This is a genomic window from Vibrio sp. CK2-1, assembly GCF_021726515.1.
In the GTDB taxonomy this organism is placed as follows: Bacteria; Pseudomonadota; Gammaproteobacteria; order Enterobacterales; family Vibrionaceae; genus Vibrio.
This window is the reverse complement of record NZ_JAKKCJ010000001.1, coordinates 720,797-746,077: the sequence shown is the minus strand read 5'-3', so window position 1 is coordinate 746,077 and position 25,281 is coordinate 720,797. Positions and strand designations below refer to the sequence as shown.

Sequence of the window (25,281 nt, the reverse complement as noted above, 5' to 3'; positions counted from 1 at the left end):
TCTTTCGCTTCAGGCCTTTTTTCTATTTTAACTATTCAGCAGCTTACAGCTCTACTCCAACATCGTAAGCAAGGCTTGCAGAGGATGCTTAGGCTTCATCCCTTCAAAACGCTTCACTTGGCTACGACAAGAATAGCCGGTGACCAAACAACGCTCTTTGTCTAAACGATTAATATTTGGCTGCCAGCTTAACTGGTAGATGCCTTGTGACATTTCAAACTTATCCGCTTCATGACCAAAGGTTCCCGCCATACCACAACAACCGACTGGAATGGTTGTTAACGCGCCGCCAAAGTGGCTAAAGATTTCGCCCCAGTGCTTTTCTGAGTTGGGTAACTTGGTTTTCTCGGTACAGTGAGAGAACAAATACCAAGGCTTATCATCCGCTTTTGTTGAATAAACAAATGTCGTGAGGTTTGGCTGTAACCATTCATGCACGCTTAGAACCTGAAATTCTCCCGCTTTCTCACCAAGTACTTCGCGATATTCATCTCGATAACAAAGTACGGTTGCAGGATCGACACCAACCATCGGAATATTCAACTCAGCGAGTTGATTTAAAAACTCAGCAGTTGAAGTGGCGGTTTGCGTAAATTGTTTTAAGAAGCCTTTTACATGCTGAGCTTTACCATTGGGTTTAAACGGTAATACGACTGGTTTTTTACCCAGTTTCACCGCTAAATCAACAAAATCGGACACGACATCGGCATCATAAAAACTCGTAAACGGATCTTGAACGATCAATAGGTAGTCTTGGCATTTATCTTCTGACAGCGATTGTAGGTGTGACAAACTAAATCGGCTATCCCATTGTTGATTATCTAAACTCTGCTTTAACGTTGGTAGTGATAATAACGGGGTATCAATATAGCCAACGGTCTTTTTGGTTAAAGACTGCACCCAACCCATTCCCAACATACCATTGGTGACTTTTGGCATAGCAGCCATTAGCGGTAGTAAACTTTCAATATTACCGACTAGGTAGTCTTTGACTGGGCGCTGATAACGAGTGTAGTAAACGTTTAAGAAGCGTGAACGGAAAGACGGAACATCAACATTGATCGGGCACTGACTAGCACACGCTTTACAAGCAAGACAGCCATTTAAAGCATCGAAAACTTCATGAGAAAAATCATATTCATCTTTCTTTTTCATCGAGTTACGAACACGGTCAATCATGCTTTTTATCGACGTTGACTGCTTTAATGTCGTTTCTTCTAAATCGAGTATATCTACCCCATTGGCGGTTAATTGACGTAACCATTCACGCACTAAACCGGCGCGGCCTTTTGGAGAATGACGACGATCCGCTGTGACCTTCATTGACGGACACATAGGTGAATTCACATCATAGTTGAAGCACAAACCGTTACCGTTACATTCCATGGCTTGTCTAAAGCTATCACGCACCGTCACCGGAATTTGACGATCATAAAAAGCACGTTTGGTATCCGAGACTTTGACGAGTTCATCTTGGCTTTCAAGCGGAGTACAAATTTTACCCGGGTTCATTTTATTAAGTGGATCAAATGCGGCTTTTACGCGACGCAATTGCGTAAACAATTCATCGCCGAAAAATTCAGGGCCGTATTCCGAGCGGTAACCTTTACCATGCTCGCCCCACATTAAACCCCCATATTTAGCGACTAATTTGACCACTTCATCCGATACCTGATGCATCATTTTTTCTTGCTCAGGATCGCATAAATCTAAAGCTGGGCGAACGTGAAGTACCCCTGCGTCGACATGGCCAAACATGCCATAGTTCAGTGATTTTTCATCAAGTAAAGTGCGAAACTCAGCAATAAAATCCGCTAAGTTTTCCGGTGGCACACAAGTATCTTCAGCAAACGCAATCGGCTTAGCTCGCCCTTTTGCGCCACCTAGAAGTCCTACCGCTTTTTTGCGCATGTTGTAGATTTTATTAATGCTTTCTAGGTCGTGGCAAACTTGAAATCCAATAATGCCGCCATCTTCCGTTTCAAGTTGTTTTTCTAAAGTTTCGACTAACGCACTCACTTGAGCTTTGACTTCTTGATCGTTCTGGCCTGCAAACTCAACAATGTTGATACCTTGCATATCTTTGCCCGGAACATCGGTGAGCAAATCATTCACGGTATGCCACACAATATCTTGCTTGGCTAAATTCAATACTCTTGAATCTACCGTTTCGACCGATAACGCTTGCGCCTTAACCATTAATGGCGCACTTCTTAAGGCAGAATCAAAAGAGTTATATTTAATATTGACCAAAGAACGGGATTTAGGGATTGGCGTTAAGTTCAGTTTTGCTTCCGTAATAAAAGCCAATGATCCTTCTGCGCCACAAAGCACTCGACCTAGATCAAACACTCCCGATTCATCTTGCTCGAATGACAAAGCGTTTTTCAGATCATAACCCGTTAAAAAGCGGTTTAATGGTGGGAATTTCGCTTCAATAGCCGCGCGATTTTCACGACAAACCACTTCAGTCATTCGATACGCTTTATCAGCAAACGTACCCAGCTCAGGTTGACCTTGTGAGCCATCGGTTTCATACATTGAGCCATCTGCAAACACCGCTTGCAGCGATAATACATGGTCGGAAGTTTTGCCGTATTTTAACGAGCCTTGACCAGAAGCATCAGTGTTAATCATTCCGCCTAATGTTGCTCGGTTACTGGTTGATAAATCTGGCGAGAAAAAATATCCGAAAGAACGAACCGCGTCATTGAGTTGGTCTTTAATTACACCGGATTGAACACGAACCCAGCCTTCCTTTTCATTAACCTCAAGCACTTTGTTCATATAACGAGACATATCGACCACAATACCTTTGGTCAATGATTGTCCGTTGGTGCCAGTGCCCCCACCACGAGGTGAGAAAGTGATGGTAGCAAATTTGTCTTGTGCGCCTATTTTACCAATGAGCTGCACATCTTGATTATCTTTGGGTAGCACCACCGCTTGAGGAAGCTGCTGATAAACACTGTTATCGGTCGCAACCGCCAAACGGCTTGCATAGGTTTGTTCGATGTCACCAGTAAAGCCCGATGCCTTTAATTCATTTAAGAAAGCATCGACCAAAGGCTCAACATCGTAACCTTGATTAAGTGATGGTAAGAAAGTTTGATTTGAAGATGATTGTGAAGATTTACTATTTGCCAACATTGCGCATCATGCCCCTACATCGCTGATCCCTTCAGCTAGAAATGTTTTATTTTTTGAATCACTTCACTTTACCTTATTTCAATCACAGTGAGGAGTAGAAAATGTTTTGTGATCCCAGCTAAATTGTTGTCCTTTCTTACAAGCCCAAAAAACGGTAGAATACGCGGCTCATTATTTTACCCAGACAATCAGCCTATCAATGAGTACACCAAAGGTAATGGATAAACAAAAAGCCCTTAAAAAAATTGCCAAATGCCTTGAGCTAGGTAGTTCAGCCAATGTTAATGAAGCAGCCCAAGCGATCAAGATGGCGCATAGGCTGATGCTTAAGTATGGCTTGGATAAGGACGATATTGATTTCATTAAATTGGGTAAGACTCAATCTAGCCACCTACTGCCAGCCAGCATTAGCTCCAACATTTTACGAGTGATCCGTGGTATCAACACTCGTTTCGGTGTTGAAGCAGTATTACTCAATCACAAAGGCTTAAAGCGTGTTGAGTTTATTGGTGAAGCTGATCGTGCTATTTTCGCCGCTTTCGCATTTGATATCATTTATCGTGAAATGAATGAACAAACTGGCCAATTCCGTAATAGTTTCTCAGGTACCGGCACAACCAGTGCTGAAGTGACACGCCGTGTTAACTCCTTCTTATCTGGCTGGATCGAAGGCGCTCTTGAAAAACTGCCTTTAATTGCCCCAGACGATGACTCGGCGAACAAGATTAACGACTACATTGATAAAGAATTTCAAAACGTCGATCGTGAAACCTTCAAACAGCAGTTACGCGATGCCATGAAAAACTTCACGGCAGATTATGAAGTTGGCCTGAAAAAAGGTCGCCGTGTCTCGGTGAACCGCCCTATTAATGGTGCAGCAGAGAAAAAACGCTTAACCAAATAGTCCCAATACCCCAGCTATTTTCTTGCCTGAATACTTCCTTTAATTCAGGCAATCGATTCCCTGATTTTTATTGTTGAGTATTGTGATCAAATACACATTTAACTCACCAATAACATTCGAAAGTGTCACTTTACTTCGCTACACTTCTTGGCGTTCAATAATTCTAAGTTGTTACGGGAAAATATAAAATGGAAAGTGCTCATGGTACTTGCGACTGGTGCAAACAATTCGTAGGTCAATTAACTAAATTAGAATATATCGATGGAATGAGTCATAACGCTTGTCCTGAATGTCACGATTATGCTCGAATTGATGTTCGACAGTTCAATCTCGCTGAACAGGCTTTAAGAGAAAAACAAGCCAAATTGAAATAACAGACAGATATAAATTGCAGGCAAAAAAAAGGCGCTCATCATAAGCGCCTTTTTAGATCCATCTGTTTAAGCGGTGCCTTTTATTAAGACACCCCTTTCAACATTGATTATGCGTTTTCTGCTTTTTCACAACCGATGAAACGGTATGCAATAGCACCTAGAATCGCACCAGCAATTGGCGCAACCCAGAACAACCAAAGTTGAGAAGTCGCCCAATCACCAACGTAAACCGCAACTGCCGTACTACGTGCAGGGTTTACAGAAGTGTTTGTTACTGGGATAGAGATCAAGTGAATCAGTGTTAGACATAGACCAATCGCGATTGGAGCAAAACCTGCAGGAGCACGTTTATCAGTTGCGCCAAGAATCACAATCAAGAACATCATTGTCATTACAACTTCAGTCACAAGCGCAGAAGTCATAGAGAAACCACCAGGTGAATGCTCACCGTAGCCGTTTGATGCAAAACCTGCCGCAACATCAAAACCAGCTTGGCCTGATGCAATCACGTAAAGCACACCACCAGCAATGATACCACCCGCTACTTGAGCAATGATGTAAGGTAAAAGTTGGTTTGCAGGGAAACGACCACCAGCCCATAGACCAATAGATACCGCTGGGTTTAGGTGACAGCCAGAAATATGACCAATTGCAAAAGCCATAGTTAAAACAGTCAAACCAAAGGCAAGTGAAACACCCACAAAGCCGATGCCTAGATCAGGAAAAGCTGCTGCTAATACCGCACTACCACAACCACCAAGTACTAGCCAAAACGTACCAAAACATTCTGCTAAATATTTATTCATTTTTTTATTCCTATGAATTTATAGCCTCACAACGTGTAAAGCCATTGGTCTATCTAAGATGAAAGATTTTTTTATTCACTACTAGAAATTAGTCGTAAATAAAAAGATCGACCACACCATCAGAAAAATCCTATCGTCAAACTCATTAAATTTCTTTTTTTTTAATAAGTTATGAACTCATTAATTTTACACCAGTTTTTTAAATCCACAAATAAAAAGTGACACAAATCACACTTACTAAGTATTCACTCAATAAATCGCTTGATCTTTCATCAATAAAAAACTACTGTATAAAAACACAGTATGGATATATGGACAGTTAATTATGTTGGATCACAATGCCGTTTTACCTCATCAAGCGTTCACATCTTTTGCACATAACGACGATATTTTTTCAGAAAATAGTTCGCTGTTTTCTCGTCTATCAATGCTTTCTAAAAAACCAAACTGGTTACTGTTTACCGCAGGTGCCACCCTACCGACTAATCAAGAACTACAAAGCTTTGGGATTGAAACCCATAAAGTGATCAAAATTAAAGAGTCCAATTCGATGACAGAAAAGGACATCATTCTTAAAGCACTTAACGCAAAAAATGCCAGTGCGATTGTGGCGAGTGACAATTTTTCAATTCAAGATAAAGAAGCTCTAAAAAGCCAAGCTCGTCAAAGTGGCTGTGAGATCTTCTTCATGGATAGTTCGATTCAACAAACGCTAACTCGTCATCTACATTAATTTATCCCCAAGTGATTCGGGATAGAGCTAGAAAATTTTGATGACACAATAAGCTTTCATTTACGTAAAAACATTTTGATGCAAACGTTTGCTTTTTCTCTGGATGGAATTAGGTGAGTTCTGTTACTATGCGGCTTTCAGGTGTGAGAGGCATTCATACTTAGTTCTTAAGATATTTGTTCTTAAGATACCTGTTCTTAACATACCCAGTTTTTAAGCTTAGTAGGAAAATGGAAATGAGCATTGCTAATCAAGTTCTTGCCGTGAATGATGACCTTCCCATCCGTACCGATAAACCCGTACACAGTGGTAAAGTTCGTTCAGTATATTGGTTAACCGAAGCTGACAGCCGTCGCCTAATTAAAGAAAAAGGTTACGATGTAGCCGAAGACGCTCCTTTAGCCATTATGGTAATCAGTGACCGCATCTCTGCATTCGACTGCATTTGGCATGGCGAAGGTGGTTTAAAAGGTGTTCCAGGCAAAGGCGCTGCACTGAATGCTATTTCCAACCATTGGTTCCAACTGTTTAAAGATAACCACCTCGCAGATAGCCACATCCTAGACATTCCCCACCCATTTATTTGGATCGTTCAAAAAGCCAAGCCTGTCATGATTGAAGCTATTTGCCGTCAATACATCACTGGTTCAATGTGGCGTGCTTATGAAAAAGGCGAACGTGACTTCTGCGGTATCGCACTACCAGAAGGTTTAGAGAAAGATAAAGTTCTCCCTGAATTACTGATGACGCCATCAACCAAAGGGATTTTGAAAGGTATTCCAAACGTACCAGAAGCAGATGATGTCAATATCTCTCGTCAAGATATCGAAGAAAATTTCGCGGCATTTAACTTTTCAAAACAAGAAGATATCGCTCACTATGAAAAGCTGCTCAAAGAAGGCTTTAAAGTGATCAGTGATGCATTAGATAAAGTTGATCAAATTTTTGTCGATACTAAATTTGAATTTGGCTACGTTAATGATGCTGCAGGAAATGAAAAACTGATTTATATGGATGAAGTAGGTACACCTGATTCATCACGTATTTGGGATAAAAATGAATACCAAGCGGGTCGTATTGTTGAAAACTCAAAAGAAGGTTTCCGCCAATTCTTATTAAGCTACTTCCCGGACCCCGACATTCTATTAAACAAAAACCGCATGGATGAGCGTTTTGCGCTTGCCGAAAATAATGCCCTACCACAAGAAGAAATCATGAAGATCTCTCAAACGTATCTAGGCATTGCGGAAAAAATTACTGGTAAGAAAATCGAATTAAGTGACAATCCGAAACAAGAAATCATTGATATCCTAAAGAGTGATTACGACTTGATTGTTTAAATAATTAAGTTATAAAAAATTAGGCCTAAGCAGAGAACATCTGTTTAGGCCTTTTTTATCTGTTGCTTATATACCCAAGTGACCTGGGTATAGATTTAGCCGCAGCATTTCTTGTACTTTTTACCACTACCGCATGAACAAGGATCATTACGATTGGGCGTTTTTTCAAACGTCGTGGTTTTCGGCTTATTCAAAATTGTTTCTAACTCAATAATATTTTCATCTTGAGATGCATCGACCTTAATCTCTGCTACCAGTTCATTCTGGTTTAAGATTGCTAATACTTCAGCATGACGTGCTTCGGTTTGAACGCTTAGCGACAAAGGAGACTCTGCGCTTCCCGCTTTGACTTCACGGTTGACGTTGTAGCCAGACATAACGTGATTTTGGCGCGTATCAATACGGCCTTTAAAGAATAATTTGGACATGGGTGTACCATTTAAAATATTGAAGCAACGTGCTTGGCGGCGAGTATACGCTGTTTTACGCAACAACGCAGAGCAATTGAGCATTAAATAAAATATGATCATTTATATTCTTCAATGCTATCTTAATAGGTAAATGAAAACTAAAGGATAAAGTAATGAAACCCTTTTCAATGAAATGGTTAACCGTACCAATGACGTGCTCACTGGCTTTATTGGTTACCGCATGTAGTCAATCCCCTTCTCTTACACTACCCGCGTTAGCGAATAGCAACAATAAAGCGGAAGGCACCATCATTTGGCGTGATCTTGCCACTACGGCTCCAGACAAAGTTCAACCTTTCTACCACAATGTATTTGGCTGGAATTTTGAAAGCGTGAATGATGACTACAGCTTAATCACCTACCAAGGCCAGAACATTGCAGGCATGGCCAAAATGCCAAGTAACAGCAGCACCAATTACTGGCTACCGGTGATCTCAACGAATAATGTCGATAACACATTAAGCCAATCAGAACAGGCTGGCGGTAAGACCTTAATTAAGAAAACCACATTAAAAGGACGCGGTGAACTTGCCGTTATTCAAGACCCGCAAGGCGCAGTATTCTCGATTTTAAATACCTTTACGGGCGATCCTGCCGCTTTACCTAAACAAGATGGCAATTGGATTTGGCAAGAGATCTGGACCGATAACATTGCCCAAAGCCAAAGTTTCTATCAAAAACTGGGCGACTTTAAAGCCAGTAACAAAACCTTGCTAGGCCATAGCTATCCATATTTAGCGATTAATGAACAGCCGGCATTTGGGTTTGTGAAAAAACCTAATGCCGATGTCGCGACGACTTGGGTTAATTACATCAAAGTATCCGACATCAATGCCACTGTTGAGAAAGTGGAAAGCAATGGTGGTTATGTCTTAATGGCTCCAACCAAAGAAGTACGTAACGGTACGGTTGCCATCATCCGAGATCCAGCGGGTGCAGGCTTTGTTATACAGGAGATGAAATAATGAAAAATATCAAACGTATTATTCTTGCGACAGCTGCAGTCTTGCTGATCGCCTCTTGTACGCCTTACGCAAGCCTAGACATTGGCGCTCCGTTTAAAATTGGCCCTGTTTATGTCAACCCAAGCATTGGTGTGGGTGGCAACTTAAAATAAAGTCCCTATTAGCCTTGAGAACTTGAGAACTTGAGAACTTGAGAACTTGAGAAGATAGGAAAAACAAAAACCTCAATCATGTACACGGAAGTGGCCCATGATTGAGGTTTTTTATTAATCTAGATCCAAGAAACTGACTAGGATCTGTGACTACCGAAATATCACTGTTTTACATCATGGAAGCCGCCCGTTACCCCACTACGCTCAAGATCAACACGTATATCTTTCACCATCTCTCTCGTAACAGGCTCTTGTCGAGCACCCAATTTATCGCGAATAAAGCTAATCATATTCGCCATTTCGCCATCACCCGCAATATTATTAAAGCTCGTCATTGGCATGTAGTCTTTATTTGGCTCTAAGTAATCAGGCGATAGCCCTCTCAACACAACCGCAATTGTGTTATACGGTTCAGAGTGAGAAATAATGCCATTACCTAATAATGCTGGTGCAATACTCGTTCGGCCTTTACCGTCAGCGCCATGACATGCTCCACAAGTTTGAACGAAGATTTGGTACTCTTTGGTCTGTTTATCCGCTTGAGTAAAGCCTGTCGGTTTCAAAGGCTGAACATTTGGATCAAGTGTATTATTCTCATCACCGACCAATAAGTACTCACCGATAGCCAGTAAGTCATCACGAGTCATGTGTCGGGTACTATTTTTCACCACATCCGCCATACCGGCAAAAGCAGTGCCTTTTGATGAACGTCCTGTTTGTAAAAAGTCGGCTAAGTCTTCTTTTGTCCAACCATGTTCATGCAATTCATTGGCGGTAATATCAGGCGCATTCCAATGATCAATAATATTGCCTTGGAAAGGTTTATCGGATTCTAACGCCTGAGCAATATTACGAGGCGTATGACATTCAGCACAGTGCCCAAAACTTAATGTTAAGTATTTACCACGTTTCCATTCATCCGTTTTATCTTGAGAATAAGTCAGCGGTGATTCATCAAAAAAGACCGTATTCCATGCCCACATTCCCAAACGAATATTACTTGGAAACATCATCGTATTCGCTTTGTTAGGAGAATTCACAGGCGTGAGTGATTGAATATATTCCCATAGCGCACGCATATCCTCCTCAGTGATATATTGATATGAAGTATACGGCATAGCGGGATAAAGGTTGCCATGTTTTGCTACGCCTTTACGTACTGCGTCATCAAAATCTTGATAAGAGTAACGCCCAATACCTCTTTCTAAGTGAGAAGAAATATTGGTTGAATAGACGGTACCAAAAGGCGTCGGAAATGGTAGTCCACCGCCAAAAAGTTCACCATTTTCTGCGGTATGACAAGCAACACAATCCCCCGCGTAAGCCAAGTATTCACCACGCTCAATGAGGTCAGAGTCAAGCTGTGCAAGTTTCATCTCTTGCTCAATACCTTTATATTTTACAAAAGCCGCCACCGCAGTAATTTGAGCGTCAGAAAGTTGCGATGAAAAACTTGGCATTTCAGAACTTAAACCTTCACGAATCGTTTCTTCAATACCATCCATGGAGCCACCATGAACCCAGATATTATCCGCTAGATTATAAGCACCAATTTGTTTGTTACCTTGTCCATTATCACCATGACATACAGAGCAATTATAAGCGTAGACTTCTTTGCCTTGCTCCAGTACTACTTCAGCAACCGCAATAGAACGTTCAGATTCAAAGTTCGCCACATAAGCGGCCACATCTTGTATCTGCTGCTCCGTTAATACATCTTTCCACCCGACCATGACACCATGTCGGCCTTGAGCAATAGAATGAATAATACCGGCATCTGTCGAGTCATAAATCCATTCATTATCAATTAAGTTAGGAAAATGTTTTTGCCCTTGTCCTTCATCACCATGACACGCCGCACAATGATTCAAAAATAACCGCTGACCATAATCCACAATTTCATCTTGTTCAGCCAACTGAGTGAGAGTCATATTGTCAGCGCTTAAATCCGCTAATTTTCGGTCAATAATTTGGGTATCTTGTTGTTGCAATTCATCATCCGAGTGCCAATTCATTAATCCTTGCCAGTTCCCCATACCCGGGTACAACACAAAGAAAACCCCACTGGCAATAAAGGCGATTAAATAAGAATACAGCAGCACCTTCGGCAATTTGGCATCATTTTCGGCAATACCGTCATACACATGTAGTTCTCTATTGGCATCGGCTTCATGGTTCTTTCGCCAATAATGCCAAATAACATAAATCATGATCGCCATGAAGATGACGGTTAAAACAATGACCCACGCACTCCAAAATGTCGTCAACATATTGCCCCCTTATTCACCTAAGCTCTGCAAATAACTGATTAGTGCATCGGCATGTGTTTTATTTCGTACCTGTAAACGCCCCTTATCAATTTCCTCATCGGTATAAGGCACTCCAAGTATTCGCAAGGCTTCCATTTTGTCGGCAACATCTTCCCCATCTAACACTTTTTCAAATAACCATGGGTAGGCAGGCATAATAGAAGTAGGTACAACAGAGCGAGGGTCCATTAAATGCAACTGATGCCATTGATCAGAATATTTTCGACCTAAGTTTGCCAAATCAGGGCCAGTACGTTTTGAGCCCCATAGGTTGGGGTATTCATAAATATCATCTTCCGCCTTAGTCGCTTCACCATAACGAGCGACCTCTGCCGGTAGTGGTCTCACCATTTGAGAGTGACAGGTATGGCAACCTTCACTGATATAAATATCCCGTCCGGCAAGCTGTAAAGCGCTATAAGGTTTCATCTTTGATTTTTCGATCAACTCATCTTTCATAAACAAATCGGGAACGACCCAAGTCAATAACGAAAAGCTCGCGACCACGATGACAGAAATAATTAAGATCCAAACAGATTGGGTAAAGTCTTTATTTAACATATACTTTTTCCTCATCTGAATGTTCTAACTCACGCGTTTTAGAATCCTGATTTGGCGCAGCAATGGGGAGTGATAAGGTTTTATATAAGTTGTAAATCATGATGATCACACCAACAACAAACAACGCACCGCCAATAAATCTTGCTAGCATCCATGGTGCGACAAAATTCATCGAGTCCACAAAACTATACGCGAGTGAACCATCTGGGTGTTGCTTCAACCACATATACCCTTGACCAATTCCGCCAATCCAAAGCGCTACGGCATAAATCGCGATCCCGATATGTGCTAGCCAGAAGTGCCACTTCACTAGACGTCGTGACCACATTTGCTCACGTCCCCACAACCTTGGGATAAAGTAATAAAACACAGCAAAGCCAGACATCGCGACCCAACCTAAAGCGGCGGAATGAACATGGCCGACGATCCATTCGGTATTATGAGCAATCATGTTAAACCATCGAATCGCGAGTAATGGCCCTTCTAAAGTGGCTAGTGCGTAATACAAAACAGCAGAGAGGAAGAACAACATCACGTAGTCATGCTTTAATTTTTCTTTATTCGAAAGCAAGGTCATCAAGCTATTAAAAGCCCCACCCCAAGATGGCAGCCACAATAATAAAGACATAATAATGCCTAGGTTTTGAATCCAATCTGAAACCGAAGAATAAACAAGATGGTGAGTACCCGCCCAAGTATAAAAGCCTACTAGCCCCCAGAAATGGACAATAGATAAACGATAGGAGTAGATCGGGCGCTCAGAGACTTTAGGTATAAAGTAATAGTTCATACCTATGATGCCAGCCGTTAATAAAAATCCGACTGCATTATGGCCCCACCACCATTGAACAATCGCATCTTGAGTTCCGGCGTAGATAGAATACGATTTGGTCCAGTTCACAGGGATTTCTAAATTATTGATAATAAAGATCATCGCGATCACAATAATAAATGCACCGAAAAACCAGTTAGCCACAAAAATATGTTTAATTTTTCTCTTAGCAATCGTACCGAAGAATAAAATGGCATACATCACCCATACCACGGCAATGAGAATATCAATCGGCCACTCTAGCTCGGCATATTCTTTCGATGAGGTAAATCCCAAGGGTAGTGTGATTAATGCCAGCACTAACACCAACTGCCAGCCCCAATAGACCATCCAAGATAGGCTTTTATTAAATAGATCGGTTTTACTGGTGCGTTGGACAATATATAAAGACGTCCCCATAAGAATATTAACGACAAAACCAAAAATCACACCGGAAGTATGCAAAGGACGCAAACGTCCAAATTGAATATATTCAGAATTAAAATTTAATACCGGCCAATAAAGTTGTGCGGCAAGCATCAAGCCAACCAACATTCCCAGTAGCGCCCAAATTAAGCTGGTTATAATGAAATACTTCACTATTTTCATATCGTAAGTGGTTTCCATCATGTACCTCCGTGTTAGATAAGCATCATGCTGTGAAAATAGAGAATCGTTATTCAGCTTGGGATGAGTTTGTATTGGATGAGGACGTCACTTTAGAGAAGAAATAACTGATATCTTGCATGTCTTGTTCTGTCAGGCTATCCGCTTGCTCATACATCACTAATGCTAAGCCACCACTACGTTGGCGACGTTGGTAGGCTTTAAGGGTAGTGACTAAATACTCGACTTTCTGGCCTTGTAGATTAGGATAAATATCAATATTTGAAATCCCATCACTACCATGGCAAGTCATGCAAACGGCAGCCTTCTTTTGCCCGACGTTAAATTGCTCATCATCTTGTGCATAAGAAGCAAATGATAAACAACCCACGACTAGCCCGATAATTATTTTTGTCATACCCATACTGAACGCTTCCTAACTTTTCATTGTATTTTGAGGAGATATCTACCCTAGTGACGGTATCCTAGTATCTGAACCCTAATGACTTGGGTATAAATAAGAGTAGTTCAAAATTTATATTTTCTTACAGTTATTCCCGTAAAAAACTTTGTTTATAAAAAATGTCATTAGGCTGTCTAAATCGGTGTAAAATAGGGTTTTATTTCACTAACAGAAGAGAGACCCATGAATCCGATTTTGGCTCTGTTGAAAGAAAACAATATTGAAGATGCTCAGATCCGTGAAATTTTTCAAGAACTGACCACCAACCCATTGGCTGCTATGGCAACAATAAGCCAACTAGGTTTGCCACAAGAAAAGCTACAAATGTTGATGGCTCAAGTAATGCAAAATCCTGCATTAATTAAAGATGCCGTAGATGAGTTAGGCTTGGATTACTCAAAGGTAGAAGAAGCGAAAGAAAAGCTTCAGAAGTAGTTTGAGTCTATATCGAACATTTATACTAAAAAGGGTCGCTATTATTGATAGCGACCCTTTTTTATATTTATCACGAGGAATGAAATGGTTAGTTTAACGCCACTTCAACATCCGACTCGACTTGACACGAACATGCCAAAACAAAGCCATTATCAATTTCATCTTCCGTTAAAGTCGCGGTACTCGTGCGAGTGAATTCGCCTTTTACCACACGACACTTACATGAACCACAAATACCACTGCGGCATGCAGCAATCACGGGTACTTTGGCCGCTTCCAAGGCATCAATCAATGCACTACCAATTTTCGCTTCGGCTTGAGCGCCAAACGCCGGTACAAATACCGTAGCTTTGCTGATCGCTTGCGCCTTCTCAGAATCACTACCCAATGCAACTTCCGGCTGTTCTGATTCGGCTGGCGTGAAACTTTCTTGATAAAAGTTATCCATATTCATGCCAAGCTCAGATAGGTTTTCTTGCATCGCATTCATAAAGCCAATCGGGCCACATAAAAATGCGCTACGCTCCGCGATATCCGGACAATATTGTTTTAAAGCCGCTTGTGTTAAACGCCCTTCTAAATACTCTGATCCTTGGGCATTTTCTAACATCACATCAAAATGAAAACGCTCATGCGACGCTGCCATTTCTAGTAGTTCTTGATGGTAGATCACTTGCTCAAGTTCTGTTGCCGCATGGATAAAATGAATATCCGTGGTGTCTGTTTTATCTGCTAACAGCGTTTTCGCCATCGACATAACCGGAGTGATCCCACAACCAGCGCTGAGCAATACAATGCGTTCGCCATGCGGTTGCTCTATATGAAATTCTCCAGCAGGTTTTAACACTGATACCGCTTGACCTTCTTGTAAAGAATCCACGATATAGTTGGAAACTTTACCACCATCAACGCGTTTAATGGTCAGTTGTAATTCGCTTTGATTCGGCATTGAACTTAATGAATAGGCGCGGTATTCCGTCTTACCCTCTACCTCAATACCAAGCGTGATAAATTGGCCGGGAATAAAATCAAATGTCGTTTCTGAACCCTGATTTTCTGCCACTAAAGTAACGCTAACGCAATTGGGTGTTTCCTGCCATTTACGTTGGCAAATAAAGGTCGCGGGTTGATTGTCTGGCCATTCAAATTGGTTCATTTCATTCGGTCTCTCATAAACTTTACAAATATGAACGTCATTTCGAGCAATCATGGTTGGCACCCGAAATGACGTCGATTACATAGCGTTAAAACAATTAAGCGACTTTCTCGCCCAAGATTGTTTTCATATCCGCTTCAACCGTTGAGATCCCGCGTAGGTCAAACTTCTCTTGCATCACAGCCATTAGATTATCAGTTAAAAACGCAGGTTTAGTTGGACCTGTGTAGATACCTTTAATGCCTAACGCAAGAAGTGTTAGTAGAACCACAATCGCTTTTTGCTCGAACCAAGAGAGAACTAAAGTCAGTGGAAGATCATTCACGCCACAATCAAACTCTTTCGCCAATGCCAGTGCTAGTTGGATTGCTGAGTATGAATCATTACATTGACCCACATCTAATAGACGAGGAATGCCGTTGATTTCACCGTGTTGTTCTTTATTGAAACGGAACTTACCACAAGCCAGCGTTAGAATTAGGCTGTCATCTGGTGTTTGCTTAGTGAACTCGTTGAAGTAGTTACGCTCAACTTTGTCACCGTCACAACCGCCCACTAGGAAGAAGTGGCTGATGTTGCCTTGCTTCACTTGATCGATAACCGCAGGTGCCGCTTCCATCAATGCATTGCGACCAAAACCAACTGTGATCATGTGTTCAATTTCATCGTGCTTGAAGCCTTCTTGCGCCAATGCACAGTCAATCACTTCAGAGAAATCATCACCCACAATGTGAGTCACATTTGGCCAACCTACGATGCTACGAGTGAAGATACGGTCGTTGTATTGACCTACTTCAGGGTTAAGCAGACAGTTAGACGTCATGACGATTGCGCCAGGGAAGTTAGCAAATTCTTTTTGCTGGTTCTGCCAAGCACTACCGTAGTTACCCACTAGGTGAGGATATTTGTTTAATTCAGGGTAACCGTGAGCTGGCAGCATTTCACCGTTAGTGTAAACGTTAATGCCTTTGCCTTCAGTTTGTTGCAGGATTTTTTCTAGATCATGTAAGTCATGGCCAGATACTAGGATACATTTGCCTTTTACAGGCTTAACGTTCACTTGAGTTGGTGCTGGGTGACCAAATGTTTCTGTTTCACCACGGTCTAGAATTTCCATGATTTTGTAGTTCATCAAACCAATTTGCATTGAGCAATCTAGCAACGCTTGAAGATCTTGAGGCTCAGAACCTAACCAAGACATGATTTGGTGATATTCAGCAAAAAGCGCTTCATCAGTTTGACCAAGTACGCGCGCATGCTCCATATAAGCTGCCGCACCTTTTAGGCCATATAGAGATAATAAACGTAGTCCCATTACATCTGGGTCAACCGTTTCATGGCCGCGGTTTACTGCTGCAAGAGGCGCGTATTTTAATAACTCTTCACGAGCTGTTGGTAATGCAAATTGAGCCGCTGGCGTTAACTCAGGTAGTGCTTCATTGGCTAACGTTGCCGCTGCACGTACTTTTTCTTCTAAACGTAGTTTGTATGCATAGGCTTGATTAGAAAACTCAACGATACGATCCGCATCGAAGTTCACATTGGTCAAGGTAGAGAAGAAAGCTTGAGGTGCCCACTCATCGACTTCTGTATCCACAATATTAAACTTGCGACCAAGATCCGCCCAGAAAGACACACCTTGCAATACGTAGACTAAGATATCTTGCAGGTCAGAGACTTCGCTAGTTTTACCACACATACCTTGAGTGTAAGAACAGCCATCGCCAACCGGTGTACGGATCGTTTGCTCACATTGAATACAAAACATAATTTAAAGCTCCAGTAATGATTAACATCATCGCCCCTATCATTTGGGGCTAATAATAAATTCATTCCTGTATTGCACTTTGCGTGCCAACTTTTAAACTGTTGATATTAAACGATTTAACTCAATTTTAACATTCATTTTTGATGTAAATAAAACAACGACGATGTAATATTTACATCAAATGAATTTAGAATTAAATTTTCACTCCAAGTTTCTTGCCTAATTTATACAAATTACCTCGGTCAACCTGTAGAAACTGCGCCGCTTGCGCCCATACGCCATCATTTTTCTTTAAGGCATGTTCAATCAATTGCTTTTGATAGGCTTCTACGGCTTGTCTTAAGGCAACCGGCTCATTGGGCATGGCTAAGTTCGATTGTGAAGCGTTTTGTTTTTTAGGGAGGGAGACGAACTCACTGGTAAAATGCTGTGGTTTAATCACTTCCACATTGTCTTGAACTGCGTGAAGACCTGCGCGCATCAAGGAATGCTCAAGCTCACGAACATTGCCTAGCCACGGTTGTTTTTCCAATAGCGTCAAAGCTCTAGGGTGAAGATGCAGAGTTTTAATTTGGAATTGACTACGAATTCGGTCGAGAATATGCCCCACTAGAACCGCAATATCCCCTTCCCTTTCACGCAGTGGTGGCACATGAATTGGGAAGACATTTAAGCGATGGAAAAGGTCAGAACGGAATCGTTGTTCTTCTACTTCTTTATGAAGATCTCGGTTAGTAGCAGCAATGATTCGAACATCAATAAAGCTGTTGTGATCAGCCCCGACTCGCTGCACTTCACCTTGTTGAATCACACGTAATAGCTTGGCTTGCAATAAGATTGGCAACTCACCAATTTCATCTAAAAAGATAGTGCCGCCATCGGCCAATTCAAATTTACCTGCACGGTTTGAATTTGCTCCAGTAAACGCGCCTTTTACGTGACCAAATAACTCACTTTCAGCAATTGATTCTGGTAGCGCCGCACAGTTCACATACACCATAGGTTTATCACTACGACTACTTTGCGCGTGAACTTCATGGGCCACTAGCTCTTTACCAGTACCGGTTTCACCGCTGATCAACACTGCGTAGTTCGATTGCGCAACCATCTTAATGCTATTACGTAGTTGGACAATTTGCGGACTCACACCGACCAGTTTGCCGCCTTTATCGCGCGCTTCATCGATAAGCAGTTGATTGATTGAGCGTTGTTGATGATTCGCCTTTTCAAGTGCATCAAACAAGCTGATGTTACGCACAATACCGGCCGCAAGGGCTGCAAAGGTAGCAATGGTCTCATCGGTCACTTTTTTGAATGCACCAGAGGCCAAGGCATCAATCGTTAATACCCCCACCAAAGCGTCCTCAACATACAAGCTACAACCCATGCAAGAATGCACGTCAATACTACCTTCATCGTCTTCGCTGAGTAGTCCATCAAAAGGATCAGGTAAGGTTGAGTTCTCAGGAAATCGCACCGGTAGTCGACTTTGCATGATCATCTCTAGCCTTGGATTTTCATGAGGTGCAAACTTTCGTCCCAATACTGCCATCGACAAACCATTAATCGCCACCGGTACTAAATTCTGTGCATCATCTAGAATAAATAAAGCACTCGCATCGCACGGCAGTACTTGCTGCAATGCATCGAGTAACTTTTGATAATGCTGGTAAGTCGGCTGATGAGCATTCAGGTTAACCGCAATATTGAGTAAAACCTGTTCGATTGACTGGGACATGTTAACTCTCTTAACAAATACATTGGTGGATATTGTTTTCTCACTATACCAGTGATGTGAAATTAACAACACTAATTCTTAATGGCATTTCCTATAGCCCTTTAAAATCAACAAATTAAAAAGTGGCACGGAAAGTGCTAAGTTATTAGTAAATTCACTATAAATACTTTACGAGATCACTATTGATGATAAATATCACCGACAAAAGTAAAGAAGAGAAAATCCTACCCATTTTACGTTTAGGCTTTAGACCGTTCTTTTTATTCGGCGGTTTATACGCAGCCATTGCTATCGCGGTCTGGGTCTACGCATTCCAACATGGTCAACCCAGTGCCCTGCAAGTTCCGGCATTATGGTGGCATGTACATGAAATGATATTTGGTTTTGCCATGGCAATTGTGGCAGGTTTCTTATTAACCGCAGTACAAAACTGGACAGGGGTTAACGGCACCAAAGATAAACGTCTCGGTTTTGTGTTCTTATTGTGGTTATTGCCTAGGCTACTATTTTGGGCTCCGGTTCCGTTGTGGCTAACCTCTTCGATTGAAGCCTTATTTTTAGCGGTAGTCGCCTACGAAATATCGATTCGAGTGATCAAAGGCAAAGGCTATCGCAACCTGATATTTCTGCCCTTCTTTGTATTAGCGATTGTGGCCAACTTTGCCAGCTACGCCACTATCAAAGGCATGCCGCCATTTCCAAGCATTGCGGTTTGGCAAGCAATGATCTGGTGGTTCGTTTTGCTGATTTCGATTATGGGCGGACGCGTGATCCCATTCTTTACCGCACGTAAAATGCAGTTTGAAAAACCACCCGCATTAATCTGGTTAGATGCACTGGCGAACACACCTTTAGTGATGCTGTTTATCCTCAGTTTTTTCCCGATTACCTTTAACCAAATTGGTCCTTATTTAATGCTCTTCGCCGCAGTTTTCCAAGCGATTCGTTTCCTACGTTGGAAACCTTGGACGACCTATAAAGAGCCTCTGGTTTGGTCGCTGCACGCTTCGTATGCTTGTATTCCAGTCGGCTTACTTTTTAAAGCATTGGCCTTATTCAACCTACTACCGAACGGACAATTCTTTGCCCACAACATGATCCATGTATTTGCCATTGGTGCGATTGGTGGAGTCATTCTAGCAATGATCGCCCGAGTGACGATGGGTCATACCGGACGTGCAATTTATGAAGGCCCGAGTATGTGGCATGCGTTTTTAGCGGTTGTCGTGGCAGCGGTTATTCGTGGTTTTGGGGTAGCGATTTGGCCTGAGCATTTGTTTACCTTTGTGAATATTTCAGCCGCGCTGTGGATCTACGCTTTTGCTCTTTTTGTGTTTAAATTTGGCAAAATGCTCCTCACGCCAAGAGCGGATGGACATCCGGGTTAATCTGGATCTCTATATCTAGATCCCTATCCTAAGCTTCAATTTCTAAATCAAGCGCCAGAGCAATTCTGGCGCTAGCTCTATTTAAACACCCCCAAGTATTTAAAAACCCCAAGCTAACGAAGTGTTAAAATCAATCTGCTTAACAGTCATAACAATCAACCATATTCACCACCATTATATGTTATTGATTTATATTTGATAATTTAGATATTACGCAGAAATTCACCTCTATTTTTATGCTCTTGTTCAAATTTTCGCTTTCACTAACTCTCTATACTCCATGCATAAAATTTAAACACTCATTTTATTGGAGAGTTTCACTAATGAATTCGCAACCACATAAACTACTCGCTTTTCTCATGTTAGCTCTTGCTTCTCCGACCTTTGCCGCCACAACCGCAGATGCCCCTTCAGAAAAACCATCTTCTGCGACGGAAAAGAATAGCGACGAACTCCAAGATATGTCAGATCCTTTAGCGGTATACACTCAAGTGGGCGCTGGCTACACCAACAAAGGTTTAAACTTAAAAGTCGGCCAAACTTATGACACCGGTAACCCTGTCACTGCAGCAATGAACGTACTTGAGCTAAAAGGCATCGCTGGTGAGCAACTAGGTTGGACGGGAAATAGCCAGCGTGATGATTCGATTGACTCATTCCGCTTACGTAATTTTGGCGTCAACCTAACGAATGGCCGCGCTCATCAACTTGATATTAACTACAATGTCGACGGTAATCCGCTCGTCGCGAAACAAACCGCCGATATTTCTTATAGCTTTATTCAAGCGCTACCTAAATGGGGCCCGCTACAGTTCTACCCTCTAGCCGGTGCGGGTGTATCGATTGGTGAAGATGCCATTGAAAGTGATGGCGATGTCGACGGCGGTTTCTCGACTATGGGTGTATTTGGCGTAGTCGGTATGTACAGTAAATTACAATTAACCGACAAACTGTGGATCAACTACAACCCAATGTGGCTCACTACCATTGCCGGTGATGATAATTATGAGGATAACTACTACGGAAAAGATGAAAGCAATGTCTTCACCCATGAAGTTGCAGTAAGTTACCAGTTCACGCCTCGCTTTAACGTGCGCTATTTTGCCAACTGGAGTAATCACACTGACTTCATTGATGGCGACCAACGTATTGAGTTTAACTACCAGATCTAATCGACGCTGAAGTCGGAGAGGGATAAAGTTTGATACTGGGCTTGATTTGGTTTTGGGTAAGAACGATTTAGTGAATAGCGCTAAATCGTTCGTATTAGATTGGAAAACGTATTTTGAAATTTTAGTCCCTTGTTATAGCGCAACTCACCTCTAGCTACGAACTTCCATCAGTTTATTAAATATAGATGTTAGTTCATGTGATCTAGGTGCATCATTGAAGATATGGCATACCTCCAACGTAGTTAGGAATGAAAGCATCAAAGATTGCTTGAGTAGCCACTGAATTTGCTCGTTTGAGTGCCCACCGGCTATTCGGTGACCTTTATCGCGACTAGCTGATTGATAAAGCCCACCGTGAGTAAAATCATGCAAAAACTCTTTTATCTCACTCATACGCTGAGACAAATGACCATGACGATAACCTTCCGTTTGTTCGACCTGAGCAAGTTGGTCTTTAATACCCGGAGGCTCTTTACCTTTCATAAACTTCAGCAGTTGGTCTTCTGATGCACAACGATACATCCAGATACCACGTAAGAACGCGTCCCTTTGCGGGCGAAGTAATGCTAGTGCTGAACCATGATACCCAAGGCTTATTAATTTAATAATTGCAGCATTATGCTCAAGCGCCAATTGTAACAAAGCGAGGGGAACAACCTTCTTATGTTCTGGTTCTGGTTCAAGCTCTAGACCATTGAGGAGCAACTCATAACTTTTAACCCAATTTTCTGCTAATTCTAATTTCATATTTCCTCGGTGCTATAACGCCCACTTAAGTGGTGAGCAACGCTACCACCTTATCTAAATAGTTGTGCCATAAACACTAAACTGGATTGAAGTGAAAGCGCCAAGCGTTGTGAATCATTCTTAAATTATTGTTATGGCGATACTCTAAAGCGTCTCATTGACTCTCTTCTAGAACCCATAAGCTCTTGATATGATGATACATCTATTTTGAAACACATGTGATTCTTATCATGCCGTATGTAAAAACCAGACTTATTCTCACGCAAGTACTCTGTTGGAATGTCGAGCAAATGTATGTTCGTACCATCTTCTAGTAAAAAATAGATTTTATTAAGCCGACTATCATCAATTTTGTCCAATGAAACTTCTAGCCACCAAACAGGTAGTGCTTTATTGATCTTTGAAAAGTGAGTATTGCGGCTGCTAAAATCAACACCATATATACTTCTCGCTCGTTGCATTGCTTCTGACTTTTTCATAATTCATGCCCTAGCCTTGGATACAAATCTATTATAGCAACTGATTGAGTATGATTACCCCTTAGCCATAGCGCCTAATTAACAGGCATAAATAAGTCACTCACATCAACCCTCCCCCGCCCTCCCTTGGCTGTATATCTTGATGCCAAGTATTTTTCGTTGGTAAAGGGAGGGAGTGATTTGTGATCGCTTGTTGTTTAGTGGTATCTGCGTAAAGAAAAAACATTCCAATATTGAGCTCGTGATTAGTAGATTCCTGCTCTCGCTTAAGCTCGGCTGGAATGACGATTTCAAAAACACTCACCACGGACTGATTTCTTGAGATAAAAATGAAAGTAGCTGCGGCAAAGATCAGCTCTTCCCCTTGATAGATGAAGCCACTTGGTAGCAAGAGTTGATATAAGGGGAAGCGGGGATGGGGTTGATTACACCAAACTACTTTGAGGCAATAAACATTAAAAAAAAGCAGCTGACCAAACAAAGAAAACCGATAAACTGACATTTATCGGCTTTCTTTTATATTCGACTTAGCGGTGTGCTTTATCGCTTTTTCACCACCACCGGATAACGGTTTGCTCTTAACTCTTTGATGAAGGTTGATGGGTTCGCATTGTGTAAGATCCAGACCTTTTCTTTGGCTCGGGTCATTGCCACATAGAACAAGCGACGTTCTTCTGCATTCGGGAATACATCACCGGTAGATAACAACGCATCATGCAAATGCTGCTGACGCTCAACCGCAGGGAACTGCCCTTCATCAACTGAGACAATCACCACATAATCGGCTTCTTGCCCTTTACTGGCGTGACAGGTTTTAAATTCAATATCTAAATGTAGGTTAAGTTTTTGTAGTGTCTTTAAATCGCTCGGCTCATGATAATGATTGCGACCTAGTACCAACACTTTCTTGCGAGATTTCACTTGGTTATTTAAGTCACCTAAAATTGCTTCCAACGTGTGCATTGGCGCAATCGTCACCGCTTTTTGTTTTTGCTGCTTGTGACTATTCAAGGTCTTCTCCAATTGATAAGGGTTGGCTTGAATAAAGCGATTTGCCACCTCACCAATTTGGTTATTAAAGCGATAAGTGGTGTCTAGATAATGGATCTGTGCATTAGGGAAACGCTTCTTAAAGCCGGTGGTTAAGTTTACATCCGCCCCTGCGAAACGATAAATTGCCTGCCAATCATCGCCGACTGCAAACAATGAACACGGCTGCTGAGTCGTGGTTTCCCCTAGCTGGGTTTTATGAACACTACCATGGCAAATGTTGGTTAATAAATCTAAACGGCTCGGTGAGATATCTTGGTATTCATCAACCATCATAAAGCGCCATTGCGATTTAAATTTACCATTGCGTGCATATTGAGTGGCTTTAGAAATCATGCTGTTGAAATCGATTTGATTCTCTTCTTTCAGCATTTTTTGCCACGCTTGATAACACGGCCAAGCCAGCATTAATTCGCTGTTTAGCTGAGGGTAGTTTTCTAATTCAATTAAACGCTCTTGCAGCTGTTTTTTCGGCAATTGCAGGACAGAAAGTTGATCGACTTGCTGTTCTAACCACGCCAGTAATTTTGGGTTTTCAACATGCGAACCGAGCTCTACATCCCCTTTCAAAAAGGCAATCGGCCATTCGGCTAAGTGCTTCTGCCAACGCTTAAAGTTGGTTTCTGTCATCCAGTGTGTTTTTAACCACTGAGAGAACCATGCGGTCTTTTGCGCTGGCGTAGTGGCGAGCGGTGAGATTTCAACCTGATTACCTTCAACCGATTTAATAATATCTAAACCTAATTGATGGAAGGTTTGAACTTTGATCTGAGCGCCTTGTTCGGCAAATTTTTCTTTGATGCGTTGTTGCATTTCTTTGGCGGCATCTCGACCAAATGCCACCAATAACATTTCTTCTGGTTTTGCTTGGCCACTTTGTAATAAGTAGCCTACTTTCGCCATTAAAACACTGGTTTTGCCTGAGCCTGCACCAGCTAAAATCAGAGTATGATCATCATTTAATAATACTGCGCGTTGCTGAGAAGCATTAAGTGGCGAACGTTCACATTCTTGGAAGTAAGGTTTCCATTCGATTTCTTGATTGGCCAGCCAGGTTTGATTGCGCTGCTCTAATGAGGCTTTCGGGTGAGTGAGCCAACGTTTCAAACCGCTCATTAAAGAGGGCGTGTGGTGCTGGAATTGATCGTCACCTTCCCATTCATTATGACTTGGGAAAATATGAATCACTTCTGGCAGAGATAACTCTTTTTTCGCTAGATCATCGGAAATGCCCTTCATCCAGAACTCAAGCGATGAATGGGTTAAATACCCCGGTTGATTGACCAATTCTTTTAGCTGCTCTAGCCAGTTTGGTAATAACTCAGCTAATGATTCACTTTGGTTCAACTGCCAACGACGATATTCCGCAACTACCAATTGAGCAAATTGCTGGCAATCAAACCAAGGTAGACCCTGTGCGAGCCATTGAATTTGTTCATCTTCCTCTTCTTCATGGGCATGAAAATATAAATTGCCCCAGATTAAGCCTCGCTCTACTGTCACTTCACCATTCCACGCTGCAAATGGGATCTGCAACTCATCGGTTGGCGAAGATAAGGTAATACACTGATCTTTCACTTCAACTTGTTGGTATTCATCTTGAATAAAAAATTGAGCAAAACGGCTAGCGCTTAATTGCATGAACTTTCCTTATGCGATCAGTAAAGTTTTGAATAAGAAGATAACCCGATATTCTAACGGGTT

At 41.9% G+C, this 25,281-nt stretch carries 23 protein-coding genes; 9 read left to right on the top strand and 14 right to left on the bottom strand.

The window, feature by feature from the left end; translation table 11 throughout:
* Window positions 1–51 precede the first annotated feature (51 nt).
* Complete coding sequence (locus L3V25_RS03250; protein ID WP_237294050.1) at window positions 52–3,150, bottom strand: FAD-binding and (Fe-S)-binding domain-containing protein; 3,099 nt, start codon at window positions 3,148–3,150, stop codon at window positions 52–54.
* 217 nt (window positions 3,151–3,367) lie between these two features.
* On the opposite strand from L3V25_RS03250, the gene L3V25_RS03245 reads away from it, so the two are divergent.
* Together L3V25_RS03245 and L3V25_RS03240 are read left to right on the top strand one after the other, a co-directional pair.
* Window positions 3,368–4,054, top strand: a complete 687-nt coding sequence (locus L3V25_RS03245) for a DUF2786 domain-containing protein (protein WP_237294346.1) — start codon at window positions 3,368–3,370, stop codon at window positions 4,052–4,054.
* A gap of 188 nt (window positions 4,055–4,242) precedes the next feature.
* Window positions 4,243–4,428, top strand: coding sequence for a hypothetical protein (locus L3V25_RS03240; protein WP_237294049.1), 186 nt, complete (start codon window positions 4,243–4,245; stop codon window positions 4,426–4,428).
* A 107-nt stretch (window positions 4,429–4,535) separates the two neighbouring features.
* On the opposite strand, the gene aqpZ is transcribed toward L3V25_RS03240, so the two are convergent.
* Window positions 4,536–5,234 (bottom strand): aquaporin Z, encoded by a 699-nt coding sequence (aqpZ, locus tag L3V25_RS03235; protein ID WP_237294048.1) that lies wholly within the window; start codon window positions 5,232–5,234, stop codon window positions 4,536–4,538.
* Window positions 5,235–5,559: 325 nt separating this feature from the next.
* Between aqpZ and L3V25_RS03230 the strand changes: the two genes are divergently transcribed.
* A complete protein-coding gene (locus tag L3V25_RS03230; RefSeq protein WP_237294047.1) occupies window positions 5,560–5,967 on the top strand; it encodes a hypothetical protein in 408 nt (135 codons plus the stop codon).
* Between the two features lie 236 nt (window positions 5,968–6,203).
* A complete protein-coding gene (locus L3V25_RS03225; RefSeq protein ID WP_237294046.1) occupies window positions 6,204–7,307 on the top strand; it encodes a phosphoribosylaminoimidazolesuccinocarboxamide synthase in 1,104 nt (367 codons plus the stop codon).
* 95 nt (window positions 7,308–7,402) lie between these two features.
* Here L3V25_RS03225 and L3V25_RS03220 read toward each other — a convergent pair whose 3' ends face one another.
* Window positions 7,403–7,735 carry a PBPRA1643 family SWIM/SEC-C metal-binding motif protein gene (locus tag L3V25_RS03220; protein WP_237294045.1) on the bottom strand — a complete coding sequence of 111 codons (333 nt, stop codon included), beginning with the start codon at window positions 7,733–7,735 and terminating at the stop codon, window positions 7,403–7,405.
* Between the two features lie 155 nt (window positions 7,736–7,890).
* Here L3V25_RS03220 and L3V25_RS03215 point away from each other — a divergent pair, with 155 nt between their 5' ends.
* Window positions 7,891–8,742 carry a VOC family protein gene (locus L3V25_RS03215; RefSeq protein WP_237294044.1) on the top strand — a complete coding sequence of 284 codons (852 nt, stop codon included), beginning with the start codon at window positions 7,891–7,893 and terminating at the stop codon, window positions 8,740–8,742.
* Window positions 8,742–8,894, top strand: coding sequence for a hypothetical protein (locus L3V25_RS03210; protein ID WP_237294043.1), 153 nt, complete (start codon window positions 8,742–8,744; stop codon window positions 8,892–8,894). The genes L3V25_RS03215 and L3V25_RS03210 overlap by 1 nt, the downstream gene beginning before the upstream one ends.
* A 161-nt stretch (window positions 8,895–9,055) precedes the next feature.
* Here the strand turns inward: L3V25_RS03210 and ccoP are convergent, their stop codons facing one another.
* From ccoP to L3V25_RS03190, 4 genes are read right to left on the bottom strand one after another with little or no spacing between them, the layout of a single operon-like run.
* Entirely contained in the window at window positions 9,056–11,161 is a 2,106-nt protein-coding gene (gene ccoP / locus L3V25_RS03205) for a cytochrome-c oxidase, cbb3-type subunit III (RefSeq protein WP_237294345.1), read from the bottom strand.
* 12 nt (window positions 11,162–11,173) lie between these two features.
* Window positions 11,174–11,764 (bottom strand): cytochrome-c oxidase, cbb3-type subunit II, encoded by a 591-nt coding sequence (gene ccoO, locus L3V25_RS03200; protein ID WP_089124115.1) that lies wholly within the window; start codon window positions 11,762–11,764, stop codon window positions 11,174–11,176.
* A complete protein-coding gene (gene ccoN / locus L3V25_RS03195) occupies window positions 11,754–13,202 on the bottom strand; it encodes a cytochrome-c oxidase, cbb3-type subunit I (protein WP_237294344.1) in 1,449 nt (482 codons plus the stop codon). Before ccoN ends, ccoO begins: the two co-directional genes overlap by 11 nt.
* 49 nt (window positions 13,203–13,251) lie before the next feature.
* Window positions 13,252–13,605: a cytochrome c gene (locus L3V25_RS03190; RefSeq protein ID WP_237294042.1), complete on the bottom strand. Its 354-nt coding sequence runs from the start codon at window positions 13,603–13,605 to the stop codon at window positions 13,252–13,254.
* Between the two features lie 222 nt (window positions 13,606–13,827).
* Between L3V25_RS03190 and L3V25_RS03185 the strand changes: the two genes are divergently transcribed.
* Window positions 13,828–14,079, top strand: coding sequence for a DUF2999 family protein (locus L3V25_RS03185; protein WP_237294041.1), 252 nt, complete (start codon window positions 13,828–13,830; stop codon window positions 14,077–14,079).
* Window positions 14,080–14,167: 88 nt separating this feature from the next.
* Here L3V25_RS03185 and L3V25_RS03180 read toward each other — a convergent pair whose 3' ends face one another.
* From L3V25_RS03180 to norR, 3 genes are all read right to left on the bottom strand, one after another.
* On the bottom strand, window positions 14,168–15,235 hold the full coding sequence (locus tag L3V25_RS03180) for a hybrid-cluster NAD(P)-dependent oxidoreductase (RefSeq protein WP_237294343.1): 1,068 nt from the start codon (window positions 15,233–15,235) through the stop codon (window positions 14,168–14,170).
* A 97-nt stretch (window positions 15,236–15,332) separates the two neighbouring features.
* The gene (hcp, locus tag L3V25_RS03175; protein WP_237294040.1) at window positions 15,333–17,003 is read right to left on the bottom strand and encodes a hydroxylamine reductase; all 1,671 of its coding nucleotides are present in this window, start codon (window positions 17,001–17,003) and stop codon (window positions 15,333–15,335) included.
* A gap of 193 nt (window positions 17,004–17,196) precedes the next feature.
* Entirely contained in the window at window positions 17,197–18,741 is a 1,545-nt protein-coding gene (gene norR, locus L3V25_RS03170) for a nitric oxide reductase transcriptional regulator NorR (RefSeq protein ID WP_237294039.1), read from the bottom strand.
* A 185-nt stretch (window positions 18,742–18,926) separates the two neighbouring features.
* Between norR and L3V25_RS03165 the strand changes: the two genes are divergently transcribed.
* Together L3V25_RS03165 and L3V25_RS03160 are read left to right on the top strand one after the other, a co-directional pair.
* The gene (locus L3V25_RS03165) at window positions 18,927–20,129 is read left to right on the top strand and encodes an NnrS family protein (protein ID WP_237294342.1); all 1,203 of its coding nucleotides are present in this window, start codon (window positions 18,927–18,929) and stop codon (window positions 20,127–20,129) included.
* Between the two features lie 461 nt (window positions 20,130–20,590).
* Window positions 20,591–21,301: a hypothetical protein gene (locus tag L3V25_RS03160; RefSeq protein WP_237294341.1), complete on the top strand. Its 711-nt coding sequence runs from the start codon at window positions 20,591–20,593 to the stop codon at window positions 21,299–21,301.
* Window positions 21,302–21,451: 150 nt separating this feature from the next.
* On the opposite strand, the gene L3V25_RS03155 is transcribed toward L3V25_RS03160, so the two are convergent.
* The 4 genes from L3V25_RS03155 to helD form a co-directional block, all read right to left on the bottom strand.
* Window positions 21,452–22,048, bottom strand: coding sequence for a hypothetical protein (locus L3V25_RS03155; RefSeq protein ID WP_237294038.1), 597 nt, complete (start codon window positions 22,046–22,048; stop codon window positions 21,452–21,454).
* Window positions 22,049–22,179: 131 nt separating this feature from the next.
* Window positions 22,180–22,527, bottom strand: a complete 348-nt coding sequence (locus tag L3V25_RS03150) for a hypothetical protein (RefSeq protein WP_237294037.1) — start codon at window positions 22,525–22,527, stop codon at window positions 22,180–22,182.
* A gap of 100 nt (window positions 22,528–22,627) precedes the next feature.
* Window positions 22,628–23,029, bottom strand: a complete 402-nt coding sequence (locus tag L3V25_RS03145) for a hypothetical protein (RefSeq protein WP_237294036.1) — start codon at window positions 23,027–23,029, stop codon at window positions 22,628–22,630.
* A 38-nt stretch (window positions 23,030–23,067) separates the two neighbouring features.
* Window positions 23,068–25,218, bottom strand: coding sequence for a DNA helicase IV (gene helD, locus L3V25_RS03140; RefSeq protein WP_237294035.1), 2,151 nt, complete (start codon window positions 25,216–25,218; stop codon window positions 23,068–23,070).
* Window positions 25,219–25,281 lie beyond the last annotated feature (63 nt).

Bases quoted from the DNA above. Each gene is read 5' to 3' on its own strand.
- L3V25_RS03250 (WP_237294050.1), bottom strand. From the start codon at position 3,150: ATGTTGGCAAATAGTAAATCTTCACAATCATCTTCAAATCAAACTTTC.
- L3V25_RS03165 (WP_237294342.1), top strand. From the start codon at position 18,927: ATGATAAATATCACCGACAAAAGTAAAGAAGAGAAAATCCTACCCATT.
- L3V25_RS03145 (WP_237294036.1), bottom strand. From the start codon at position 23,029: ATGTCAGTTTATCGGTTTTCTTTGTTTGGTCAGCTGCTTTTTTTTAAT.
- hcp (WP_237294040.1), bottom strand. From the start codon at position 17,003: ATGTTTTGTATTCAATGTGAGCAAACGATCCGTACACCGGTTGGCGAT.
- helD (WP_237294035.1), bottom strand. From the start codon at position 25,218: ATGCAATTAAGCGCTAGCCGTTTTGCTCAATTTTTTATTCAAGATGAA.
- L3V25_RS03230 (WP_237294047.1), top strand. From the start codon at position 5,560: ATGTTGGATCACAATGCCGTTTTACCTCATCAAGCGTTCACATCTTTT.
- L3V25_RS03215 (WP_237294044.1), top strand. From the start codon at position 7,891: ATGAAACCCTTTTCAATGAAATGGTTAACCGTACCAATGACGTGCTCA.
- ccoN (WP_237294344.1), bottom strand. From the start codon at position 13,202: ATGGAAACCACTTACGATATGAAAATAGTGAAGTATTTCATTATAACC.
- L3V25_RS03155 (WP_237294038.1), bottom strand. From the start codon at position 22,048: ATGAAATTAGAATTAGCAGAAAATTGGGTTAAAAGTTATGAGTTGCTC.
- L3V25_RS03190 (WP_237294042.1), bottom strand. From the start codon at position 13,605: ATGGGTATGACAAAAATAATTATCGGGCTAGTCGTGGGTTGTTTATCA.
- L3V25_RS03185 (WP_237294041.1), top strand. From the start codon at position 13,828: ATGAATCCGATTTTGGCTCTGTTGAAAGAAAACAATATTGAAGATGCT.
- norR (WP_237294039.1), bottom strand. From the start codon at position 18,741: ATGTCCCAGTCAATCGAACAGGTTTTACTCAATATTGCGGTTAACCTG.
- L3V25_RS03150 (WP_237294037.1), bottom strand. From the start codon at position 22,527: ATGAAAAAGTCAGAAGCAATGCAACGAGCGAGAAGTATATATGGTGTT.
- L3V25_RS03245 (WP_237294346.1), top strand. From the start codon at position 3,368: ATGGATAAACAAAAAGCCCTTAAAAAAATTGCCAAATGCCTTGAGCTA.
- L3V25_RS03180 (WP_237294343.1), bottom strand. From the start codon at position 15,235: ATGAACCAATTTGAATGGCCAGACAATCAACCCGCGACCTTTATTTGC.
- L3V25_RS03220 (WP_237294045.1), bottom strand. From the start codon at position 7,735: ATGTCCAAATTATTCTTTAAAGGCCGTATTGATACGCGCCAAAATCAC.
- aqpZ (WP_237294048.1), bottom strand. From the start codon at position 5,234: ATGAATAAATATTTAGCAGAATGTTTTGGTACGTTTTGGCTAGTACTT.
- L3V25_RS03210 (WP_237294043.1), top strand. From the start codon at position 8,742: ATGAAAAATATCAAACGTATTATTCTTGCGACAGCTGCAGTCTTGCTG.
- ccoO (WP_089124115.1), bottom strand. From the start codon at position 11,764: ATGTTAAATAAAGACTTTACCCAATCTGTTTGGATCTTAATTATTTCT.
- L3V25_RS03160 (WP_237294341.1), top strand. From the start codon at position 20,591: ATGTCAGATCCTTTAGCGGTATACACTCAAGTGGGCGCTGGCTACACC.
- L3V25_RS03225 (WP_237294046.1), top strand. From the start codon at position 6,204: ATGAGCATTGCTAATCAAGTTCTTGCCGTGAATGATGACCTTCCCATC.
- L3V25_RS03240 (WP_237294049.1), top strand. From the start codon at position 4,243: ATGGAAAGTGCTCATGGTACTTGCGACTGGTGCAAACAATTCGTAGGT.